Annotated in this window: 16 protein-coding genes and 1 pseudogene; 14 read left to right on the plus strand and 3 right to left on the minus strand. The window is 56.4% G+C overall.

The window, feature by feature from the left end:
- The 14 genes from fabF to VGM55_RS26690 all read left to right on the plus strand — a co-directional run.
- A partial coding sequence (gene fabF / locus VGM55_RS26625) for a beta-ketoacyl-ACP synthase II (protein WP_331637251.1) occupies positions 1-1,203 on the plus strand: 1,203 nt, incomplete at its 5' end.
- A gap of 111 nt (positions 1,204-1,314) precedes the next feature.
- A complete protein-coding gene (pabC, locus tag VGM55_RS26630; RefSeq protein WP_154187663.1) occupies positions 1,315-2,115 on the plus strand; it encodes an aminodeoxychorismate lyase in 801 nt (266 codons plus the stop codon).
- Between the two features lie 10 nt (positions 2,116-2,125).
- Positions 2,126-3,148, plus strand: coding sequence for a cell division protein YceG (gene yceG / locus VGM55_RS26635; protein ID WP_331637252.1), 1,023 nt, complete (start codon positions 2,126-2,128; stop codon positions 3,146-3,148).
- Positions 3,138-3,776, plus strand: a complete 639-nt coding sequence (gene tmk / locus VGM55_RS26640) for a dTMP kinase (RefSeq protein ID WP_154187661.1) — start codon at positions 3,138-3,140, stop codon at positions 3,774-3,776. The genes yceG and tmk overlap by 11 nt, the downstream gene beginning before the upstream one ends.
- Complete coding sequence (gene holB, locus VGM55_RS26645) at positions 3,776-4,783, plus strand: DNA polymerase III subunit delta' (protein ID WP_331637253.1); 1,008 nt, start codon at positions 3,776-3,778, stop codon at positions 4,781-4,783. The genes tmk and holB overlap by 1 nt, the downstream gene beginning before the upstream one ends.
- A 10-nt stretch (positions 4,784-4,793) precedes the next feature.
- On the plus strand, positions 4,794-5,588 hold the full coding sequence (locus VGM55_RS26650; RefSeq protein WP_154187659.1) for a metal-dependent hydrolase: 795 nt from the start codon (positions 4,794-4,796) through the stop codon (positions 5,586-5,588).
- Positions 5,589-5,889: 301 nt separating this feature from the next.
- Complete coding sequence (ptsG, locus tag VGM55_RS26655) at positions 5,890-7,323, plus strand: PTS glucose transporter subunit IIBC (RefSeq protein WP_126356783.1); 1,434 nt, start codon at positions 5,890-5,892, stop codon at positions 7,321-7,323.
- Positions 7,324-7,472: 149 nt separating this feature from the next.
- Positions 7,473-7,829 carry a purine nucleoside phosphoramidase gene (gene hinT / locus VGM55_RS26660; RefSeq protein WP_154187658.1) on the plus strand — a complete coding sequence of 119 codons (357 nt, stop codon included), beginning with the start codon at positions 7,473-7,475 and terminating at the stop codon, positions 7,827-7,829.
- Positions 7,830-7,833: 4 nt separating this feature from the next.
- Positions 7,834-8,217 (plus strand): YcfL family protein, encoded by a 384-nt coding sequence (locus VGM55_RS26665; protein ID WP_154187657.1) that lies wholly within the window; start codon positions 7,834-7,836, stop codon positions 8,215-8,217.
- On the plus strand, positions 8,214-8,837 hold the full coding sequence (lpoB, locus tag VGM55_RS26670; protein WP_331637254.1) for a penicillin-binding protein activator LpoB: 624 nt from the start codon (positions 8,214-8,216) through the stop codon (positions 8,835-8,837). Before VGM55_RS26665 ends, lpoB begins: the two co-directional genes overlap by 4 nt.
- Positions 8,815-9,672: a thiamine kinase gene (gene thiK / locus VGM55_RS26675; protein ID WP_331637255.1), complete on the plus strand. Its 858-nt coding sequence runs from the start codon at positions 8,815-8,817 to the stop codon at positions 9,670-9,672. The genes lpoB and thiK overlap by 23 nt, the downstream gene beginning before the upstream one ends.
- Positions 9,660-10,685 carry a beta-N-acetylhexosaminidase gene (gene nagZ / locus VGM55_RS26680; RefSeq protein ID WP_331637256.1) on the plus strand — a complete coding sequence of 342 codons (1,026 nt, stop codon included), beginning with the start codon at positions 9,660-9,662 and terminating at the stop codon, positions 10,683-10,685. The genes thiK and nagZ overlap by 13 nt, the downstream gene beginning before the upstream one ends.
- Positions 10,686-10,726: 41 nt before the next feature.
- A complete protein-coding gene (gene ycfP, locus VGM55_RS26685; RefSeq protein ID WP_154187654.1) occupies positions 10,727-11,269 on the plus strand; it encodes an alpha/beta hydrolase YcfP in 543 nt (180 codons plus the stop codon).
- Between the two features lie 401 nt (positions 11,270-11,670).
- Entirely contained in the window at positions 11,671-12,975 is a 1,305-nt protein-coding gene (locus VGM55_RS26690; RefSeq protein WP_154187653.1) for an NAD(P)/FAD-dependent oxidoreductase, read from the plus strand.
- Positions 12,976-13,078: 103 nt separating this feature from the next.
- Here the strand turns inward: VGM55_RS26690 and VGM55_RS26695 are convergent.
- The 3 genes and pseudogenes from VGM55_RS26695 to ptsP form a co-directional block, all read right to left on the minus strand.
- Positions 13,079-13,393: pseudogene (locus VGM55_RS26695) on the minus strand (transposase domain-containing protein); the annotation flags it as partial.
- A gap of 258 nt (positions 13,394-13,651) precedes the next feature.
- Positions 13,652-14,314: a fructose-6-phosphate aldolase gene (gene fsa / locus VGM55_RS26700; protein ID WP_154187652.1), complete on the minus strand. Its 663-nt coding sequence runs from the start codon at positions 14,312-14,314 to the stop codon at positions 13,652-13,654.
- 14 nt (positions 14,315-14,328) lie between these two features.
- Positions 14,329-16,830 (minus strand): phosphoenolpyruvate--protein phosphotransferase, encoded by a 2,502-nt coding sequence (gene ptsP / locus VGM55_RS26705; RefSeq protein ID WP_154187651.1) that lies wholly within the window; start codon positions 16,828-16,830, stop codon positions 14,329-14,331.
- Positions 16,831-16,873 lie beyond the last annotated feature (43 nt).

Below are 16,873 nucleotides of genomic sequence, written 5' to 3' on the forward strand. Positions count from 1 at the left end.
TTGTCTCCTGTCGGCAATACCGTAGAGTCTACCTGGAAAGCTCTCCTTGCCGGTCAGAGTGGCATCAGCCTGATCGACCATTTCGATACTAGCGCCTATGCAACGAAATTTGCTGGCTTAGTAAAGGATTTTAACTGTGAAGACATCATCTCGCGCAAAGATCAGCGCAAGATGGATGAGTTCATTCAATATGGAATTGTTGCTGGCATTCAGGCCATGCAGGATTCTGGTCTGGAAGTAACGGAAGAAAATGCGACTCGTATCGGCGCTGCAATTGGCTCTGGTATTGGTGGCCTGACTCTTATCGAAGAGAACCACAGCTCGTTAGTTAACGGTGGTCCGCGTAAGATCAGCCCATTCTTCGTCCCCTCAACCATTGTTAACATGGTGGCAGGCCATCTGACCATTATGCTGGGGTTGCGTGGTCCGAGTATTTCCATTGCCACGGCTTGTACCTCTGGTGTGCACAATATCGGTCATGCGGCGCGTATTATTGCCTACAATGATGCCGATGTGATGCTGGCCGGTGGCGCAGAGAAAGCCAGTAGCCCGTTGGGTGTGGGTGGCTTTGGCGCGGCTCGCGCATTGTCTACCCGTAACGATAACCCTCAAGCGGCAAGCCGCCCGTGGGATAAAGATCGTGACGGTTTTGTACTTGGTGATGGCGCAGGCGTTATTGTGCTGGAAGAGTACGAACACGCGAAAAAACGCGGCGCGAAAATTTATGCAGAAGTTGTTGGTTTTGGTATGAGCAGTGATGCTTACCATATGACTTCTCCACCAGAAAACGGTGCAGGTGCTGCGCTGGCGATGGAAAACGCTCTGCGTGATGCGGGTGTTTCTGCTGGGCAGATTGGCTACGTCAACGCCCACGGTACCTCGACGCCAGCAGGCGACAAAGCCGAAACGCAGGCGGTTAAGTCTATCTTTGGCGCTGATGCCAGCCGTGTGCTGGTGAGCTCAACCAAATCGATGACTGGCCACCTGTTAGGCGCGGCAGGGGCGGTAGAATCCATCTACTCAATCCTTGCGCTGCGCGACCAGGCTGTTCCGCCAACTATCAACCTCGATAACCCGGATGTTGGCTGCGACCTGGACTTTGTTCCACACGAAGCTCGCCAGGTTAGCGGTATGGAGTACACGCTGTGTAACTCCTTCGGTTTCGGTGGCACCAACGGTTCCCTGATCTTTAAAAAGATCTAACCGTCGCTTAAAAATGGCCCGCTTGCGGGCCATTTTGCTGTTCAGAATTCCCCGCTTGTCGCCCGCTCATCCCTCTGGCAACCTTACTGCTCCGTATCGTGAGGAATCCCTATGTACCTGATCAACGGCCAACCGCAAAACACGCTACCGGTGAACGACCGGGCGATTCAGTTTGGCGATGGCTGCTTTACCACAGCAAGCGTAGTGGACGGGACTGTTCGCTTTCAGGCCGACCATCTTCGGCGGCTACGGCAGGCCTGCGAGACGCTGACGATCGCGCCGGTTGACTGGGGCAGGCTCAACGAAGAGATGACTATGCTGGCAGCATCCGAATCCCGTGCCGTTCTGAAGGTGATTATTTCTCGTGGGGCCGGCGGGCGCGGCTATAGCGCCTCAAACTGTACGCAGCCAACGCGCATACTTTCTATTTCCCCTTATCCTGCATTTTACCCGGCCTGGCGTGAGCAGGGGGTCACTTTGGCCCTTAGCCCGGTGCGGTTGGGGATCAACCCAGCATTAGCGGGCATAAAACACCTTAATCGACTTGAGCAGGTGCTGATCCGCACGCATCTTGAACAGACGGAAGCCCATGAGGCTCTGGTTCTTGACAGCGAAGGGAGCCTGGTGGAATGCTGTGCGGCTAATTTATTCTGGCGCAAGCGATATGACGTCTACACGCCGCGTATCGATGGCGCGGGCGTCAATGGAACCATGCGTCAACGCATCATGTCGTATCTCAACGACTCCCCATGGCGGGTACGTGAAGTCAGTGAAGGGCCGGAAATCCTGGCCGATGCGGATGAAGTCATCATTTGCAACGCGTTGATGCCGATTGTGCCGGTTAATCAGGCTCAGACCTGGCGCTATACATCGCGTGAGCTTTACTATTTTTTAGCCCCACTTTGTGAGTAACCGATTGCCGATGAAAAAGATGTTTCGTTTCTTTCTTGTTTTGCTGGTTGTCCTGGGAATTGCCGCCGGGGCAGGCATGTGGAAGGTACGCCAGCTGGCCAAAGCGCCACTGCCTGTCAAACAGGAAACCATTTTCACCCTGAAGCAGGGTACAGGACGCCTGGCGCTAGGGACTCAGCTTTATGATGAGAAGCTGATTACGCGCCCAAGAGTCTTCCAGTGGCTGCTGCGCATAGAGCCTGAGCTGGCGAAATTTAAGGCGGGTACCTATCGCCTCACGCCGGGCATGACGGTCACCGACATGCTGCGCCTGCTGGCCAGCGGAAAAGAGGCCCAGTTCCCGCTGCGTTTTGTGGAAGGGATGCGCCTCAGTGATTTGCTGGAGCAGCTGCGTGAAGCGCCCTATATTCAGCACACGCTCAAAGACGACAGCTATGCGACCGTGGCGGAAATGCTTAAATTTGAGCACCCGGAATGGGTTGAAGGCTGGTTCTATCCTGACACATGGATGTACACCGCCAATACCACCGACGTTGCGCTTCTTAAGCGCGTTCATCAAAAAATGGTGAAGGCCGTGTCGCAGGCGTGGGAGAGTAAAGTTGATGGCTTACCGTACAAAACCGAAAACGATCTGGTCACCATGGCCTCGATTATTGAAAAAGAGACCGCCGTTGCCGGGGAGCGCGATCGGGTCGCTTCCGTCTTTATTAATCGCCTGCGTATCGGCATGCGCCTGCAAACCGACCCCACCGTTATCTACGGGATGGGGGAAAGCTATAATGGTAAGCTAACGCGCAAAGATCTCGAGACCCCGACACCTTATAACACTTATGTGATTAGCGGCATGCCGCCGGGCCCGATTGCCGTGCCGAGCGAGGCGTCTTTGCAGGCGGCGGCGCATCCGGCGAAAACGCCGTATCTCTATTTTGTTGCTGACGGTAAGGGTGGCCATACCTTTAGCACTAACCTGGCCAGCCATAACAAGGCGGTGCAGGTGTATATCAAAGCTCTCAAGGATAAGAATGGACAGTAAATTTATCGTCATCGAAGGACTGGAAGGTGCCGGCAAAACCAACGCCCATAACGTGGTAGTGGCGACGTTAAAAGAGCTGGGTATCAGCGAGCTGGTTTTCACACGCGAGCCCGGCGGCACGCCCCTTGCCGAGCGACTGCGCGAGCTAACGCTCAATAACGCCGGTATTGGCGATGAGAAAGTCACGGACAAAGCCGAGGTGCTGATGTTTTATGCGGCACGCATCCAGCTTGTTGAAACGGTGATCAAACCCGCACTGGCGCGAGGTAGCTGGGTGATTGGCGACCGCCACGATCTCTCAACCCAGGCGTATCAGGGGGGGGGGCGTCAAATTGACCAGAATTTGCTGATGGCGCTTCGCAACACGGTGCTGGGGGATTTTTATCCTGACTTAACAATCTATCTGGACGTCACGCCGGAAGTCGGGCTGACGCGTGCCCGCGCGCGCGGCGAGCTTGACCGCATTGAACAGGAGTCTATCGACTTCTTTAACCGTACTCGTGCTCGCTATCTGGAGCTGGCAAACAGCGACAGCCGCATCAAAACCATTGATGCAACCCGTCCGCTGGAGGATGTTTCCCTGGCCGTGCGCGAGGCCGTTCTGAGCTGGTTCCGGGAGCAAAAATAGTGAAATGGTATCCGTGGCTACGCGGCGCATTCGAGCAGCTTATCGGCCACTATCAGGCCGGCCGCGGACATCATGCTCTGTTGGTTCATGCTCTGCCTGGGCTGGGGGACGACGCGTTAATCTATGCCCTGTGCCGCTGGCTAATGTGCCAGAGTCCGGAGGGCAACAAAAGCTGCGGCCGCTGCCATAGCTGCCAGCTGATGCAGGCGGGAACGCATCCCGACAGCTACTCCCTTGAGGTAGAAAAGGGCAAATCCAGCCTCGGGATCGATGTGGTTCGCGTCATTACCGAGAAGCTGTATGGTCACGCCCAGCAGGGCGGGGCCAAAGTTGTCTGGCTTAAAGACGCCGATATGCTCACCGAAGCCGCGGCGAATGCGCTGCTGAAGACGCTGGAAGAGCCGCCGAAAAATACCTGGTTCTTTCTGAGCAGCCGTGAACCCGCGCATTTACCTGCGACGTTGCGCAGCCGCTGCCTTTACTGGCACCTTGCGCCACCGGATGAACGTTTTTCTCTGGCATGGCTCGAGCGTGAGATAAGTCTCTCTATGGCCGAGTTGCAGGCTGCACTGCGCCTCAGCTCAGGTGCACCCGCCGCCGCACTGGCACTCTTGCAGCCGGAACAATGGAAGGTTCGCCAGCAGCTGTGCGAGAAGTTAGTTCAGGCGGTTGAGACGGATAACATGCTGGCACTGCTGCCCGCCCTGAATCACGAGGACGCAGCCCGCCGCGTTCACTGGCTCTGCGCGCTGCTGGTTGATGCCCTTAAATGGCAGCAAGGGGCTGGTGCCTGGCTGACGAACGTCGATATGCAACCGCTGGTGGTTAGACTGAGTGCCAGATATTCACCAGCCGTATTGCAAAGCTTGCTAAACCACTGGTTTACCTGCCGCGAAGAGTTGCTCAACGTGGTCGGCGTTAACCGCGAGCTGTTGCTCACAGAAAGTCTTCTTACGTGGGAGCGTCTGGCCCGGCCCGACGCACTGCTTCCCTCACATCATCTCTAAGAGTATTACTATGTTTCTGGTTGACTCACACTGCCACCTTGATGGCCTGGACTACCAATCCCTGCATAAAAACGTCGATGACGTTCTGGACAAAGCCGCCGCAAGGGACGTTAAATTTTGCCTGGCTGTCGCCACAACGCTTGATGGCTATCGCGGGATGCGTGAGCTGGTAGGCGAGCGAGATAACGTAGCGTTTTCGTGTGGCGTCCATCCGCTGAACCAGGATGAAGAATATGACGTTGAAGCGCTGCGTCGCCTTGCCGCCGAACCGGGCGTAGTTGCAATGGGGGAGACGGGGCTGGATTATTTCTACACGCCGGAAACAAAACCGCGCCAGCAGGAATCTTTCCGCAACCACATTCGCATTGGTCGCGAGCTGAACAAGCCGGTGATTGTGCATACCCGTGATGCCCGGGCCGATACCCTGAGCATTCTGCAGGAAGAAAAAGTGACAGAGTGCGGAGGGGTACTACACTGTTTCACGGAAGACAGAGAAACGGCGGCCAAACTGCTGGATATGGGGTTTTATATCTCTTTTTCCGGCATTGTGACCTTCCGTAATGCCGAGCAGCTGCGCGATGCGGCGCGTTATGTACCGCTGGACAGAATTCTGGTGGAGACAGACTCACCGTATCTTGCGCCCGTTCCGCACCGCGGCAAGGAAAATCAGCCGGCAATGACGCGCGATGTGGCGGAGTATATGGCCGTTTTGAAAGGTGTTTCGCTGGAAGAACTGGCGGTGGCTACCACGCAGAACTTTACTGATTTGTTCCATATTCCCTTGTCCCGCCTGCAATCTCTCTGAAATCCATAGTTATTTTAAAGCTCGTAATTAATAGCCTAAGCGAGTAAAGTGCACCGCCATAAAATGGGCGGTGCATGCTCGTTTTGAACCATTTGTACGTATGTTGTGTAAATTAATGAAAGTTTTTCGCTCGGCTGGCTGAGAAACGTGATAGCCGTCAAACAAAGTTTTCGTTATTTATTTTACTCTGCGTAATAAATAAAAGGACACTTAGATGTCCTGTTTATGGGCCGGTTCTCCCCCCGGTTCGATGCGTAAATGCGTACAAAAAAAGCACAAATACTCAGGAGCACTCTCTATTATGTTTAAGAATGCATTTGCTAACCTGCAAAAGGTGGGTAAATCGCTGATGCTGCCAGTATCCGTACTGCCTATCGCAGGTATCCTGCTGGGCGTCGGGTCTGCAAACTTCAGCTGGCTGCCGGTCGTCGTGTCCCACGTTATGGCGGAAGCGGGCGGTTCTGTCTTCGCCAACATGCCGCTTATCTTCGCTATCGGTGTAGCGCTGGGCTTCACTAACAACGACGGCGTTTCCGCACTGGCTTCCGTTGTAGCCTATGGCATCATGGTGAAAACCATGGCCGTGGTTGCCCCTCTGGTACTGCATCTTCCGGCGGAAGAAATTGCCGCTAAACACCTGGCGGATACCGGCGTTCTCGGCGGTATTATCTCCGGTGCGATTGCCGCGTACATGTTTAACCGCTTTTACCGTATCAAGCTGCCTGAGTATCTGGGCTTCTTCGCTGGTAAGCGCTTTGTGCCGATCATTTCCGGTCTGGCCGCTATCTTCACCGGCGTTGTGCTGTCCTTCATCTGGCCGCCAATCGGGACTGCTATCCAGACCTTCTCTCAGTGGGCTGCTTACCAGAACCCAGTGGTAGCATTCGGTATCTATGGCTTCATCGAGCGTTGCCTGGTTCCGTTTGGTCTGCACCACATCTGGAACGTTCCATTCCAGATGCAGATTGGTGAATACACTAACGCTGCAGGTCAGGTGTTCCACGGCGATATCCCACGTTATATGGCAGGCGACCCAACTGCGGGCAAACTGTCCGGTGGCTTCCTGTTCAAAATGTACGGCCTGCCAGCCGCTGCGATTGCTATCTGGCACTCTGCTAAACCAGAGAACCGTGCAAAAGTGGGCGGTATCATGATCTCCGCCGCGCTGACTTCGTTCCTGACCGGGATTACCGAGCCAATCGAGTTCTCCTTCATGTTCGTTGCGCCGATCCTGTACATCATTCACGCGATTCTGGCCGGTCTGGCATTCCCAATCTGTATTCTGCTGGGTATGCGCGACGGGACGTCCTTCTCGCATGGTCTGATTGACTTCATCGTGCTGAGCGGCAACAGCAGCAAACTGTGGTTGTTCCCGATTGTCGGTATTTGCTATGCGATCGTGTACTACACCATTTTCCGCGTACTGATTAAGGCGCTGGATCTGAAAACCCCGGGTCGTGAAGACGCCACTGCAGAAACCACCGCTGGCGCCACCAGCGAAATGGCACCTGCTCTGGTTAGCGCTTTCGGCGGTAAAGAAAACATCACTAACCTCGACGCCTGTATTACCCGTCTGCGTGTTAGCGTGGCCGACGTTGCTAAAGTCGACCAGGCTGGCCTGAAGAAACTGGGTGCAGCAGGTGTAGTTGTCGCAGGTTCCGGCGTTCAGGCTATCTTCGGCACCAAGTCCGATAACCTGAAAACCGAAATGGATGAGTGGATCCGTAACAACTAAGTTTGTTCGGGGAGCGATAAGGGAGGCGAAAGCCTCCCTTTTTTGTTTTAAAGGCCAGCACTTAACCAAAGAAAAGCACTCAGAAGGTTGAGTCGAATGAGCGCCTCGCTCATACTCCCATCACCGTTTTCTCCTTCAAGGAACAGGTCATGGCCGAAGAAACTATTTTCAGTAAAATTATTCGTCGTGAAATTCCGGCGGATGTGGTTTATCAGGACGAACTGGTTACCGCATTTCGCGATATTTCCCCTCAGGCACCTACCCATATTCTCATCATTCCTAACGTGCTGATCCCTACCGCCAATGACGTCAAGGCCGAGCACGAGCTTGCGCTGGGGCGCATGATGACCGTTGCGGCAAAAATTGCAGAGCAGGAAGGGATTGCCGCCGAGGGATACCGCCTGATTATGAACTGCAACCGCCACGGTGGTCAGGAGGTGTACCATATTCATATGCACCTGCTGGGCGGTCGGCCACTCGGCCCAATGCTGGCGCATAAGGACTGATCCAATGTCGCGCTTTTTCCTGTGTCTGTTAGCGATACTAATGGTGGCGGGCTGTAATTCTCGTCCGGCCATTCCGGTGAACAATGACCAAACGTTGGTGATGGAAGCCGCGGTACTGGCTGCCGGGATTAGCGCTGAAAAACCGGATATCTCTCAGCGGAACGGTGCCACGGTGGCCGAGTCTTCGCTGTATAATGAGCAGCGCAAACCGGTCACGTTGTACTATCGTTTTTACTGGTACGACGCAAAAGGGCTGGAAATCCACCCGCTTGAAAAAGTGCGTACCGTTACCCTCCCGGCACAGTCTACGCAGCGCATTGACTCTACGGCAGCCTGGCCGGGGGCTAAAAAAGTACGTCTTTCTCTCTCTGTAAGGAGCGAATTTTGATTAGGGGACTTCATCGTTATCTGGCCGTCACCGCGGTGGCGCTGATACTGACCGGGTGTATTCATCGTGGCGAACAGCCAGCCCCGGTAGAAGAGGCTAAACCCGGCGTAGAGCAACCCGCTCAGCCAGAGCCGACAGTGCCAACGCAGCCAGGGCCTGTTGAGCAACCGCAGCCGACTATTCCAGCTCAGCCAAAGGTACGCGCCTACGACTGGAACGGTGCCATGCAGCCGATGGTCGGTAAAATGCTGCAGGCGGACGGCGTCACGCCGGGTAGCGTGTTGCTGGTGGACAGCGTCAACAACCGCACCAACGGCAGCCTGCAAACCAGCAGCGCGACGGAGGCTTTGCGCGGGGCGCTGGCGAACAATAACAAGTTCACCCTGGTGTCTGCTCAGCAGCTCTCAATGGCGAAGCAGCAGCTTGGCCTTTCTCCGCAAGACAGCTTAGGCTCACGCAGCAAAGCCATCGGCATCGCACGAAATACCGGTGCGCAGTACGTGCTCTATACCAACGCCAGCGGCAACGTCAACACGCCAACGCTGAAAATGCAGCTGATGCTGGTGCAAACCGGCGAAATTATCTGGTCGGGTAGCGGTGCTGTTCAGCAAGCCAACTAAAGCATCGCTCGATGCTGTGGTGGCTCGATACCTTCCGGCGGCTCAGGCCGCCGGTTGTTTTTCCGCTCTCGAAGGACTTAGCGGGACAAGTTATCGGGTCGTCACTGAGGAAGGGAGCTTTGCGGCGAGAAAACTTCCCGCACAGCGTCTGCCCGGGCTCTCCCTACAGCGACACTATCGTGCGCTTAAGCGGCTACCCGCTGGCATTGCCCCCGCGCCTTTTTGCCTGGCAGAAGGTTGGCTGCTGACCCACTGGCTGGAGGGCGAAGTATCCCCCCATCTGGCTTCGCTCACTGAATTAACGGGCTTATTGTATTATCTTCATCGGCAGCCGCTCTTTGGCTGGAGGATAAGCCTGGCGCCGCTGCTTGATTTCTACTGGCAGGAAAGCGACCCGAAAAGGCGAACCCTAAGCTGGCTACGTGAATTAAAGCGCCTGAAACGGCGTAAAGAGCCTCATCCCATCCGGCTTGCGCCCTTGCATATGGATGTTCATGCGGGAAATCTGGTGCGGCAGGGCGAGCGGCTGGGGCTTATCGACTGGGAATATGCCGGAGACGGCGATATTGCGCTGGAGCTGGCCGCGGTGCAGGCCGCGAATACCGTCGATAGCGAAGCGTTACTGGTGCACTATGCCACTCAGGCATCGCTCTGCGTTGAGGCGCTTCGTCGCCAGGTTTCGCGCTGGGAGCCCTGGATAACGCTATTAATGGCGTCCTGGTACGAATGCCGCTGGCAGCAAACCGGGGAGCAACACTTTATTACGCTGGCAGACGACGCGTGGTGCGCACTGCGGGCGATGAAACATCAGGAGAGAATATTGTGGGCCCAGTAATGTTGGATGTGGCCGGCTTTGAGCTGGATGCTGAAGAGCGTGAAATTTTGCAGCACCCGCTGGTCGGCGGTTTAATTCTGTTTACCCGTAATTACCACGATCCGGAGCAGCTACGCGAGCTGGTTCGCCAGATCCGCGAAGCTTCGCGTAATCGTCTTGTTGTGGCCGTCGACCAGGAAGGCGGTCGAGTACAGCGTTTCCGTGAAGGGTTTACTCGTCTGCCCGCGGCACAATCTTTCGCGGCGCTCCACGGCCTGGAAGAGGGCGGTAAGCTGGCGGAAGAGGCCGGTTGGCTGATGGCAAGCGAAATGATTGCCATGGATATCGACATCAGTTTTGCGCCGGTGCTGGATATCGGGCATATCAGCGCGGCCATTGGCGAGCGCTCTTACCATGAAGATCCGGTGAAGGCGCTGGCGATGGCGACCCGTTTTATCGACGGAATGCATGCCGCAGGCATGAAAACCACCGGCAAACACTTCCCGGGGCATGGGGCAGTCACTGCCGATTCCCACAAAGAAACGCCGCACGATCCACGGTCTAAAGCGGAAATTCGCGAACATGATATGCGCATTTTCGCCTCGCTGATTAGCGAGAACAAGCTGGATGCCATTATGCCAGCCCACGTCATCTACGATGAAGTTGACCCGCGCCCGGCGAGCGGCTCAGAGTATTGGCTAAAAACGGTACTGCGCGGTGAGCTGGGCTTTAACGGCGTAATCTTCTCTGACGATCTGTCGATGGAAGGCGCGGCCATCATGGGCAGCTACGCCGAGCGTGGGCAGGCATCGCTGGACGCAGGTTGCGATATGATCCTTGTCTGCAATAATCGTAAAGGGGCCGTGAGCGTGCTGGATAACCTGTCTCCGGTCAAAGCAGAGCGTGTTACAGGTTTGTATCATCAGGGTTCATTTACCCGCCAGGCGCTGCGTTCATCGGCGCGCTGGAAGCAGGTGAACCAGCAGCTGGAAGCGCTGCACGAGCAGTGGCAGGCCCAGAAGGCGGGCGTCTAATATTCGGGCCTGGAGGCCCGGTTTCGCGTGGTGAGGATGCAATGATTATCTATTTACACGGTTTTGACTCAAACAGTCCCGGTAACCATGAAAAAGTGCTGCAACTTCAGTTTATCGATCCCGACGTGCGGCTTATCAGCTACAGCACGCTGCACCCGAAGCACGACATGCAGCATCTGCTGAAAGAAGTCGATAAGATGCAGCAGCTTACCGACGACGAGCGGCCGCTGATTTGCGGCGTGGGTTTGGGCGGGTTCTGGGCCGAACGCATCGGTTTTCTTTGCGATATACGGCAGGTCATCTTCAATCCGAACCTTTACCCCCATGAAAACATGGAGGGTAAGATTGACAGACCGGAAGAGTACGCCGATATCACGACGAAGTGCGTGCAAAACTTCCGTGAGAAGAACCGAGATCGCTGCCTGGCCATTCTCTCACGCAACGACGAAGCGCTGGATAACCGGCGTACGGCTGAAGCGCTGCACCACTACTATGAGATAGTCTGGGACGATCAGCAGACGCATAAATTCAAAAATATCTCCCCGCATTTACAGCGCATTAAGGCCTTTAAAACCCTGGGCTAATTTTTCCCGTCATACTTCAAGCTGCAGGTGTGTTGGCTGCACCTGTTATTCGGCTCATCCCTGAGCCTCACCCTAAAGGGCCGCTGTGAGCAGCGTTCAAATCTGTTCCAGACAGATTTGTCACCCCAGTCACATAGTTAGCTATGTGACTGGGGGGGCCCGGCTTTGCCGCCGTCCTGCAACTCGAATTATTTAGGGAAAATGTCATGGCCAGCTTCGTGCTGGCCTTTTGTTTATCTTTTCGGCATAAAAATTGATGTATATCAATTTTGGTATGACCAATGCACCCTTCATGTTATTCTCGATAAAGTTTAGCGTTAAAGGTGCAGTAACCCTTTGTTAATTAAAGGCTATTTAGATAACTTTTAGTTAACAATTGGTTAATATTTTAGGGGGTCAAGTTGACTACGCCATTGAAAAAAATAGTGATTGTCGGCGGTGGAGCGGGTGGTCTGGAGCTTGCGACTCAGCTGGGTAAAAAACTGGGACGCGGTAAAAAAGCCAAAATCACTCTGGTGGATCGTAACCACAGCCATCTGTGGAAGCCGCTGCTGCACGAAGTGGCTACCGGTTCGCTGGATGAAGGCGTAGATGCGCTGAGCTACCTGGCGCACGCGCGTAATCACCACTTCCAGTTCCAGCTGGGCTCCGTGGTGGACATTAACCGTGAAAGCAAAACGCTGACTATCGCCGAGCTGCGCGATGAGAAAGGCGAGCTGCTGGTGCCTGAGCGCAAGCTGCCTTACGACACGCTGGTGATGGCGCTGGGGAGTACCTCCAACGACTTCAATACCCCGGGCGTAAAAGAAAACTGCATCTTCCTCGACAACCCGCATCAGGCGCGTCGTTTCCATTCAGAGATGCTGAACCTGTTCCTGAAGTACTCCTCGAACCTCGGCGCGAGCGGCAAGGTTAACATCGCCATCGTCGGCGGTGGGGCGACGGGGGTTGAGCTGTCCGCTGAGCTGCATAACGCCGTTAAGCAGCTGCACAGCTACGGCTACAAAGGGCTGACCAACGAAGCGCTGAACGTCACGCTGGTCGAAGCCGGCGAGCGTATTCTGCCTGCGCTGCCGCCGCGCATTTCCGCCGCGGCACACAGCGAACTGACCAAGCTTGGCGTTCGCGTGTTGACCCAAACAATGGTCACCAGCGCCGAAGCGCATGGCCTGAACACCAAAGACGGTGAGTTTATCGAAGCTGACCTGATGGTCTGGGCGGCGGGCATCAAAGCGCCGGACTTTATGAAAGACATCGGCGGCCTTGAGACTAACCGCATCAACCAGCTGGTGGTTGAGCCGACGCTGCAGACCACGCGCGACCCGGATATCTACGCTATCGGCGACTGCGCTTCCTGCGCTCGCCCGGAAGGTGGTTTTGTGCCTCCACGTGCTCAGGCCGCACACCAGATGGCTTCCCGCGCGTTGACCAACATCCTTGCGCAGATGAAGGGCCAGCCGCTCAAAGCTTACAGCTACAAAGATCACGGCTCACTGGTTTCGCTGTCCAAATTCTCCACCGTCGGCAGCCTGATGGGTAACCTGATGCGCGGATCGATGATGGTAGAAGGCCGCATCGCCCGCTTCGTGTACATCTCCCTGTACCGTATGCACCAGATTGCGCTGCACGGCTACTTCAAAACCGGCCTGATGATGCTGGTGGGCAGCATTAACCGCGTGATCCGTCCGCGCCTGAAGCTGCACTGAGTTTTCTCTCTCCTGAAACCCGGCCACCGCGCCGGGTGCTTGCCAGTAAAGCTTTTGAATGAGGCCGCAGCGCATAGCGTTGCGGCCTCTTTTTAACCGCTCTCATCAGTCGGAGGATATTCTCCCCGAGCCGCTGGCGAGCCTGAACGACGGCACTCGGGGCGACAAAAGATCGATGACCGGGCAACAGGATATCCATGTGGGACACGATCTGACTCATGGAATGAGAACGAAACAGCACCATTCCGGTGATAGCCCATACCATCATTTCCATGGAAAGACGGCGTTTACGCAACGTGACGACGCCTGCATCCGCCAGACATTCATTAATCAGTTCAGGTGAAAGCAGGTCTGCAAGCGCAACAAATTCGTGTGGGGAAAATTTATGAACGGCGTCGAGAGCCTGGCTGAGTAACATAAGAAATCCGTAATCCCTGGAGAGACTACGGATTCTTACACAGCCACCGGATCGGTGAATTGATCGTTAACCGATCGGCATTACCTCAATGAGGGCCTTTTGTCTTATTCCCAGCGCAGTAAACACTGCTGGCCGTATTTATCGGCAACCAGCATCACCGCCTGATATTTTGCGCTCACGGCGATCTCACGTAAGTTGTTGATTTCATTTTGCGAGCATTTGCCTGACGATTGAATGATCCGGTCCGTACATCACTCCTTATAGGTTGAGATTGCCAAAGGCGTTTTCCCAGTCCAGCTCAAACTTCTCAATAGCTGACTCAACTGCGGGCGTGCCGAGCATTTGTTGCGCTACGTCTAAGGGAAGGGTGATCGCTTTGCAGCCGACGAGCAGGCAGTCCAGTGCCTGGCGCGGTGTTTTAAAGCTGGCGGCCAGCACCTTGCTTTGCGGGGCGTGAAGATCCAGCAGGGCCTGCAGCTCACGCACGGTCTGAATCCCGTCACCGCCCTGCGCATCGACACGGTTGACGTAAGGTGCGACGTACTCCGCGCCCGCCAGCGCGGCGAGCAAGCCCTGCGAGGCGCTGTACACCGCGGTGCCGAGGGTCGGAATACCTTCACTCTTTAAAACCTTAATCGCTGCCAGCCCTTCGGCCGTCACCGGAATTTTGACCACGATGTCGGGCAGCCGATTCGCCAGACGCTTCGCTTCGGCCACCATGCCTTCCGCCTGGCGGCTTATCGTCTGGGCAAAAAGCCTGCCCTGAGGGCCGATGGCCTCCTGCAGCTGCGGGAGCACTTCCCACAGCGGCGTTTTCCCGGCGGCGATAATGCTCGGGTTAGTGGTGACGCCTGCAATCGGATAAATACGGGCCAGGCGACGGACTTCAGTGACGTTTGCGGTATCGAGATACAGTTCCATGGGGGTTCCTCAGGTCAGAGTTCCAATTCGTGTTGCAGCAGGCTGGCGATTGCTTCTGGCGAAGCCGCGCTCACCAGGGCGTGGCGAAATTCCTGATGCATGATGCGGCGGGCGAGGCGCGAGAAGATGCGCATATGCCGATCGCCCGCGGCGTGTTTATTTAGCGTCAGCATGATGATGAACTGCGCTTCTTCTTCGCCCCACTGAACCGGCTTTGGCAGGCGCGCCATGCTGATGGTGGATTGTTCGATGTGCTCCGATTTGCTGTGCGGAATGGCGAAGCTGAAGCCGAGGCCGGTCGAAAAGACGGCTTCGCGGGCCCAGAGATCGGCTTCCAGCCTGCGGGGATAGCGGCAGCGCCCGGCCAGCAGCAGGTTGTCGGTCATGCCTTTAAGCACCTCTTCTTTGCTCTGCCAGTCGTTATCCAGCGAGATGCAGCGGGTGGCGATCAGCGGCGCGTCCTGCTGGGTCATGCGGAACTGCGCCAGCAGGTGCTCCACTTCCAGCGAGGTGCGGCAGGCCATGGCCTGATTGAGCAACTGACGACAGGCGCGGCTGTCGAGCTGCGCGAGGCGTGCTTTTGTCGAGGGGATCGCGGGCGCGCCCATGCTGATCTCATCGAGACCAAGCCCAACCAGCAGCGGCAGCACTGAGCCTTTCGCACCCAGCTCGCCGCACAGGCCAATCCATTTCCCCTGGCGGTGTACGGCCTGGACCGCAAAATCCAGCGCGCGGAGAAACGCAGGGTTCAGGCTGTTGTAGTGGCGCGTCACTTTGGCGTTATCGCGATCGACCGCCAGCAGATACTGGGTCAGGTCGTTGCTGCCGATGCTGAAGAAGTCGATCTCTTCGCAGCACTGGTCGATGATGAACATCACCGACGGCACTTCGAGCATGATGCCGAGCGGGATTTTTTCATCAAACGGGATCTGGGCGGCCCGCAGCTGCTGTTTGGCTTCGGCGAGTTTCTCTTTCACCCACAGGATCTCCTCCATCGAGGAGATCATCGGGATCATGATCTTCAGTTTGCCGTGGGCGGAAGCCCGCAGGATCGACCGCAGCTGGGTGGTAAACAGCGCCGCGTACTCTTCATAAATACGCACCGCGCGATAGCCGAGGAACGGGTTGTTTTCGGCCGGAATATTCAGGTAGTCCACCGGCTTGTCGCCGCCGATGTCCATGGTGCGCACGATAATGCTGCGTCCGGTTGCGGACGCCAGCGCCTGGCAGAACAGGTTGTAGAGCTCATCTTCCGTAGGCGCGGAAGCGCGGTCCATGTAGAGCATTTCGGTGCGGAACAGGCCGACCGCTTCGGCCCCGTTGCCGAAGGCCGCCTGCGCTTCAACGGCATGGGCGATGTTGGCGGCCACTTCCAGGCGGATGCCGTCGGCGCTTCTGGCCTCTCTTTCCAGCCACACGCTCTGCTGCTCACGCAGCGCGGCCTGCACGCGGGCTTCCTGTTGATAGTAGCGGTTGATGGCCTGCGTCGGTTCGGCAACCACCGAGCCGGTGTTGCCATCGAGCCAGACGGGCTGATGCTGCCAGCGGGAAAGTGCCGAAATATCCACACCGACCAGCGTGGGAATATTGAAAGAGCGGGCGAGGATCACCGTATGCGACGTCGTGCCGCCGCTTTGCAGAATCAAACCCTTCAGCAGGGTTTTATCGAGTTCGAGAAACTGGCCCGGCGTCAGCTCGTCGGCCATGCAGATGGAGGGCCGGGTCAGCTGACCCGGAGCCGGGAAGCGCGCCTCACCGTAAATCTGCTGAAGCAGCTGATAGCAGACGTCGGTGACGTCCAGCACGCGCTCCTGCAAATAGCGACTGGCGGACTGCGCGAAGGTGTCGCTGAAGTGCTGAGCGCTGCGGACAATAGCTTCGGCGCAGCTCAAACCCTCCATGATGCCCTCAAGCAGATGCTGGCGCAGGCTAGTGTCGGTGACCAGCGAGCGGTGAGCGTCGAGGATGGCACTGGTGGTGCTGTCGCTGTCGAGCTGGCGCAGCGACAGCGTTTTCGCCAGCAGGATCAGGCCGTTATCCAGCGCGACCCGCTCCTCCTCCTGCGAGGTGGCCGTCGGCAAATCCCTGAGCGTACTGAGGTTCAGCGCGGTGATTGCCGTCAGCGTGCCACCCGCGCTTCCGCTGCACACTGCGCGGCCGCGGATCAGCGTCGGGTTCAGATGAGTTAACGATGCCGGCAGCGCATCCATCTCCTGCTCGCTGGCGTGCTCAAGCGGCGCATCACAGTGCGGGAACTCCTGCTGAAACCAGGCGCTGAGTTTCTGGTGAGCGCTGGCTTCGTCCGGCCCTTCGATCCGCAGCTCGCAGGCGTCGCCGGTGAGGGTGTCGGTGCCAATAATCGCCAGCGCGCTGCGGGCATTGCCCCTGCGGCCGCTGCGCAAATTGTGCCACTCAATCGCCGATGAGAAAGTATTGCACAGCGTTTCCACTAGGCTTGCCGGGCGGGCGTGCACACCGTTGGGCAAGGTACAGATAAATTCCACAACCTGGGCCATGGCCGTTCTCCTCAATTCAAATAGGGTCTGGCGATAGCATAGA

The organism is Cedecea sp., assembly GCF_036500665.1.
GTDB lineage: Bacteria > Pseudomonadota > Gammaproteobacteria > Enterobacterales > Enterobacteriaceae > Cedecea.

What these genes read in the sequence shown, in the direction of transcription:
- ptsG (WP_126356783.1), top strand. Translation starts at nt 5,890, where the DNA reads ATGTTTAAGAATGCATTTGCTAACCTGCAAAAGGTGGGTAAATCGCTG.
- hinT (WP_154187658.1), top strand. Translation starts at nt 7,473, where the DNA reads ATGGCCGAAGAAACTATTTTCAGTAAAATTATTCGTCGTGAAATTCCG.
- VGM55_RS26650 (WP_154187659.1), top strand. Translation starts at nt 4,794, where the DNA reads ATGTTTCTGGTTGACTCACACTGCCACCTTGATGGCCTGGACTACCAA.
- yceG (WP_331637252.1), top strand. Translation starts at nt 2,126, where the DNA reads ATGAAAAAGATGTTTCGTTTCTTTCTTGTTTTGCTGGTTGTCCTGGGA.
- ycfP (WP_154187654.1), top strand. Translation starts at nt 10,727, where the DNA reads ATGATTATCTATTTACACGGTTTTGACTCAAACAGTCCCGGTAACCAT.
- fsa (WP_154187652.1), bottom strand. Translation starts at nt 14,314, where the DNA reads ATGGAACTGTATCTCGATACCGCAAACGTCACTGAAGTCCGTCGCCTG.
- ptsP (WP_154187651.1), bottom strand. Translation starts at nt 16,830, where the DNA reads ATGGCCCAGGTTGTGGAATTTATCTGTACCTTGCCCAACGGTGTGCAC.
- VGM55_RS26665 (WP_154187657.1), top strand. Translation starts at nt 7,834, where the DNA reads ATGTCGCGCTTTTTCCTGTGTCTGTTAGCGATACTAATGGTGGCGGGC.
- pabC (WP_154187663.1), top strand. Translation starts at nt 1,315, where the DNA reads ATGTACCTGATCAACGGCCAACCGCAAAACACGCTACCGGTGAACGAC.
- tmk (WP_154187661.1), top strand. Translation starts at nt 3,138, where the DNA reads ATGGACAGTAAATTTATCGTCATCGAAGGACTGGAAGGTGCCGGCAAA.